The sequence below is a fragment of the Candidatus Cryosericum odellii genome (genome assembly GCF_003570935.1).
Taxonomy (GTDB): domain Bacteria; phylum Caldisericota; class Caldisericia; order Cryosericales; family Cryosericaceae; genus Cryosericum; species Cryosericum odellii.
The window spans coordinates 1-4,419 of the sequence record NZ_QXIU01000001.1; the positions used below are offsets into that span (position 1 = coordinate 1).

Annotated in this window: 4 protein-coding genes; 2 read left to right on the forward strand and 2 right to left on the reverse strand. The window is 57.6% G+C overall.

Annotated features, from left to right (window positions below; translation table 11 throughout):
• A partial coding sequence (locus SMC5_RS00005; RefSeq protein ID WP_165848880.1) for an AAA family ATPase occupies positions 1–1,136 on the forward strand: 1,136 nt, incomplete at its 5' end.
• A gap of 116 nt (positions 1,137–1,252) precedes the next feature.
• Positions 1,253–2,218 (forward strand): aldo/keto reductase family protein, encoded by a 966-nt coding sequence (locus SMC5_RS00010; RefSeq protein ID WP_119119087.1) that lies wholly within the window; start codon positions 1,253–1,255, stop codon positions 2,216–2,218.
• A gap of 71 nt (positions 2,219–2,289) precedes the next feature.
• Here SMC5_RS00010 and gatB read toward each other — a convergent pair whose 3' ends face one another.
• Together gatB and SMC5_RS10895 are read right to left on the reverse strand one after the other, a co-directional pair.
• Positions 2,290–3,717, reverse strand: coding sequence for an Asp-tRNA(Asn)/Glu-tRNA(Gln) amidotransferase subunit GatB (gene gatB, locus SMC5_RS00015; RefSeq protein ID WP_119119088.1), 1,428 nt, complete (start codon positions 3,715–3,717; stop codon positions 2,290–2,292).
• A gap of 48 nt (positions 3,718–3,765) precedes the next feature.
• Positions 3,766–4,419, reverse strand: coding sequence for an amidase family protein (locus SMC5_RS10895; protein WP_455423438.1), 654 nt, complete (start codon positions 4,417–4,419; stop codon positions 3,766–3,768).

Below are 4,419 nucleotides of genomic sequence, written 5' to 3' on the forward strand. Positions count from 1 at the left end.
CAGACCTGCTGGCAGGCAAGGACAAAGTCCAGGCGTTGCAGATCCGGCGAAACTCCGTGTCAGGCCGCATCCAGGCATTGCTGGAGAAGAAACTGGCATATGAAGAGCAGCTTGCGAGCCTTGCAACCGAGATCAAGGCGTCGCAGGACGGATTGGTGCGGGTGCGTGCCGAACGCGTGGCGCTCGAGCAGCGTATCAGTTTGCTGGACACCCAGTTCAGGGAGAAGTCGAACGGATTGGCGGTGTTCCAGGCCGGCATCGACCAGCTGGAACTCGACAAGCGTCATAAGGACGAACAGAGTGCGACCCTGGCGGCGGAGATGGAAGGGGTCAAGGCGAGTCGTACACGTCTCGAGGGCCGTGTACGCGAGCTGGAGGTCCTGCTGGCAGAGGGGAAGGGCAAGCTGGAGCAATTCACGGCGCGCGATGACTTTGCACAACTGACGGAAAGAACGGAACCAGAGGCAAATCTCGAACAGATGCAGAGCGAGATGGACCAGGTACGCCGCAACATGACGAACCTGGAGCCTGTGAACATGGCTAGTATCAAGGAAAGCGAAGAGCTTGCGGAACGCGTTGCGCATCTCAAAGCGCAGGATGACGACCTCTCCCAGTCGAGAACGAAGCTGCTCGCGCTGATCGATGACCTCGATCGGCGTGCGTCGACATTGTTCGAAGAGACGTTTGTCGTCATCGAGAAGGCGTTCCAGGAGAACTTCGTCAAGATGTTCGATGGCGGCGAGGCAAGACTGGTGCGCCAGGAGAACGGTGAACTCACAGGGATCGACATCGACGTCGTGCTTCCGGGCAAACGGCGGCAACCTCTTGAGCTGCTTTCAGGCGGCGAGAAGGTCCTGACGGCTGCGGCTCTGCAGTTTGCTCTCTTCAAGGCGCGCCCCAGCCTCTTCTACCTTCTCGATGAGGTGGACAATTCGCTCGACGAAAACAATGTTCATCGTTTTGCACGGTTGCTGCGCGAACAGGAGGGTTCACAGTTCCTGGTCGTGACGCACAACCGTGAGACCATGCTGGCAGCGGATGTCCTGTACGGTGTGACGATGCAGGAGACGGGCGTCTCCAAGGTCGTGTCACTCCGGCTCAGCAACAGTGACGAGGAGCTTGATCGCCAGTCCTAACTCATCGTTTTCGTGATCGCAGGTCTGTCGGGACTCTCATTTGAAATGATTCAGTTCTTCAAAGTGGACTACTATAAAAGTATAGATGATCGTGACTAAATTGAAAGGAGGATCGTATGAACTACAGAAGGATTGGCCGTTACGGTATGAAGGTAAGTGAGATAGCTTTGGGCAGTTGGCTGACCTATGGTGGTTCCTATGGCCAGGAACAAGCAGATGCATGTGTGAAGAAGGCCTACGATCTGGGGATCAACTACTTTGATACCGCTGACGTCTATGGCGGTGGACAGACATATCCCGGTGCGGCAGAAGAGGTCCTGGCCAAGTCTCTGGAGAGTTTCTCCAGGTCTTCATACGTGCTGGCCACAAAGACCTTCTGGCCTGTGGGTGAGGGTCCCAATGACAGAGGACTTTCCAGAAAGCACATCATGGAACAGTGCAATGCCAGCTTGAAGCGTCTCAACACCGATTATGTCGATATCTTCTATTGTCACAGATATGACCCTGAAACACCTATTGATGAGGTCATGAGGGCGTTAGACGATCTGGTACATCAAGGCAAGGTTTTGTACGCAGGGGTCAGTGAGTGGAGTGCAACCCAGATACTTGATGGTCAGAATACAGCAAATCGATTCAATTTGAGCCCGATTGCTATTGATCAACCGGCGTATAACATGCTGAACAGATATATAGAACAAGAAGTAATGTCGATATGCGCCAGGGAAGGATTGGGAATCGCGGTATTCAGCCCACTGGCCGAGGGAGTTTTGACAGGAAAGTACAAGACGGGCCAGGAACTGCCCAAAGGAAGCAGGGCTGCAGATCCCACGGTCGGGCACTTTGTAGAGCACTACTTGACCGAAGAAAGCCTCGACAAGGTTGAGAGGATCTCAAAGATAGCATTGGAGAACAATGTCACAACGGCACAGCTGGCTCTGGCCTGGATTCTCCATCATCAGGAGATCAGTTGTGTGATCACGGGAGCATCGCGGCCTGAGCAAGTCGAAGAGAATGTAAAGGCTGTCGATATTGCTCTTGATGAAGCAACAATGAAGGCCATTGATGAGGTTTTGACCAAGTGAACCTTGGGACGTGAACTCGTAGTGACTATCAAGGAAGCGGGGACCTCCTCTTCAGGAGGTCCCCGCTTCCTCTATTTCAATAGTCGCCGCAGCGTATCCCCCGCCAGTTTCGGGTTTGCCTTGCCCTTGCTCTTCTTCATGAGCTGGCCGACAAGAAAACCGAGTACTGCCTCCTTGCCGTTCCTGAACTGCTCGACCTGAGTCACGTTCTCCGCTATCACCTCGCGCGCAAATCCCTCAATTGCGGAGGTGTCGGAGACCTGTTCCAGGCCAAGGCTTCTGACCGCTTCCATGGGCGTTGTCCCCGTGTCCACGAGAAGGGGCAGGACGTCCTTTGAGGCCGTGTTGCTGATCGCATTGTTCTCGACCATTGTCAGGAGGCCGGCGAGTGTCGCGGGCGTCAGTTGCGTCTCCGCCAGCGTCTTGCCGCGTTCGTTCAGGAGCCTGGCCACCTCGGTCCCCATGTAGCTGGCGAGCTTCTTCGGGTTGTCATAGAGTGCAATGGTCTGCTGGAAGAACTCTGCCGTGGAGCGTTCCTCGGTCAGCAGGGCCGCATCATATGGCGAGAGGTTGAGGTCTCGTTCGAAGCGTGACTGCATCTCCCAGGGCAGTTCGGGCATCTGTGCGCGCATGGATTCCAGCTCTGTGGGATCCAGCTGCAGCAGGGGCAGGTCCGGCTCCGGAAAATAGCGGTAGTCGTTGCTGGCTTCCTTGCTGCGCATGGCGGTCGTTGTTCCCTGCACTTCGTCAAAATGCCTGCTTTCCATCATGATGGGAGTACCGTCGGCAAGACACTGTGCCTGGCGCTGCTCCTCGTAGTCGATGGCCCGCTTGACGCTGCGGAAGCTGTTGAGGTTCTTGATCTCCACCTTTGTCCCCAGCTTCGCGGGATCCGGGCTGACGGAGACGTTCACGTCACACCGCATGGCACCCTTCTCCATGTCGCCTGACGATACGCCGAGCCACCTGACAAGCCGTCTCAGGTTACGCAGGAACTCGTATGCTTCATCGCCGCTTTGCATGTCTGGCTCAGTGACAATCTCGACCAGTGGCATGCCGCAGCGGTTGAAGTCGACCAGCGTCTCACCCCCGAGCGTGATGTCCGCGGCATGCATCGACTTGCCGGCGTCTTCCTCGATATGCGCGCGTGTCAGCCGGACGCTGCGGGCGCCTCGTTCCGTGACGATGGGGACTGATCCCCCTGTCGCGATCGGGCGGTCGAACTGGGTGATCTGGTAGGACTTGGGAAGGTCCGGGTAGAAGTAGTTCTTGCGTGAGAACTCGGAGACCTCGTGGACAGTGCACCCAAGTGCCGTGGCGATCCTGACGGCCAGGCGCACGGCCTGGGCGTTCAGCGTGGGCAGGGCGCCCGGCAGTCCAAGGCAGACGGGACAGACATGGGTGTTGGGCTCGTCCCCGAACGCCGTGCTACAGCCACAGAACATCTTGGTCTGCGTGGCCAGCTGGACGTGGATCTCCAGGCCGATCGTCGTGGTCATGACTCACCTCCAAGTGCTGTGAAGAGGACGTTCGCGCAGGAGAGGACATCAGCATCGCTCCAGCGGGGACCCATGAGCTGCAGTCCGACAGGAAGACNNGGCGGCGTCCCTTCCGGCAGGAAACGAAATGGCAGGGGATCCGGCGAGGTCAGCGGGGATCGTGAACACGTCCGCCTTGTACATTTCGAGCGGGTCGGTCACTGCTCCAAGCCTGAACGCTGTCGTCGGGGTCGTCGGTGTCAGCAGGACGTCAACAGATTGGAACACCGCCTCCAGTTCGTCGGTGATGAGCTGGCGAACGCTGGTTGCCTTCTTGTAGTAGGCGTCATAGTATCCGGCCGAGAGCACGAATGCGCCGATGAGGATGCGTCGCTTCACTTCCGTGCCGAATCCCGCATTGCGGGTCCTGCTGTATGTTTCCGTCATGTCCCGTCCGTCCTCGTGCAGGCCGTAACGGACGCCGTCGAACCGCCCGAGGTTCGCAGAGCACTCGGCAGGCGCGATGATGTAGTAAACGGGTAGCGCGGACAGAATGTGTGGCACGCTGACCTCGACGATCGATGCGCCGCCGCTCACTGCTGCTTTACGGGCCGTTTCCATGGCTGCGGCGATCTCCGGCTGGACGTCAAACTCCTGGAGTTCACGGATAATGCCCACACGTTTGCCTGCGAGGGTCGGTTGCAGCGTGGCCTCGAAGTCCAC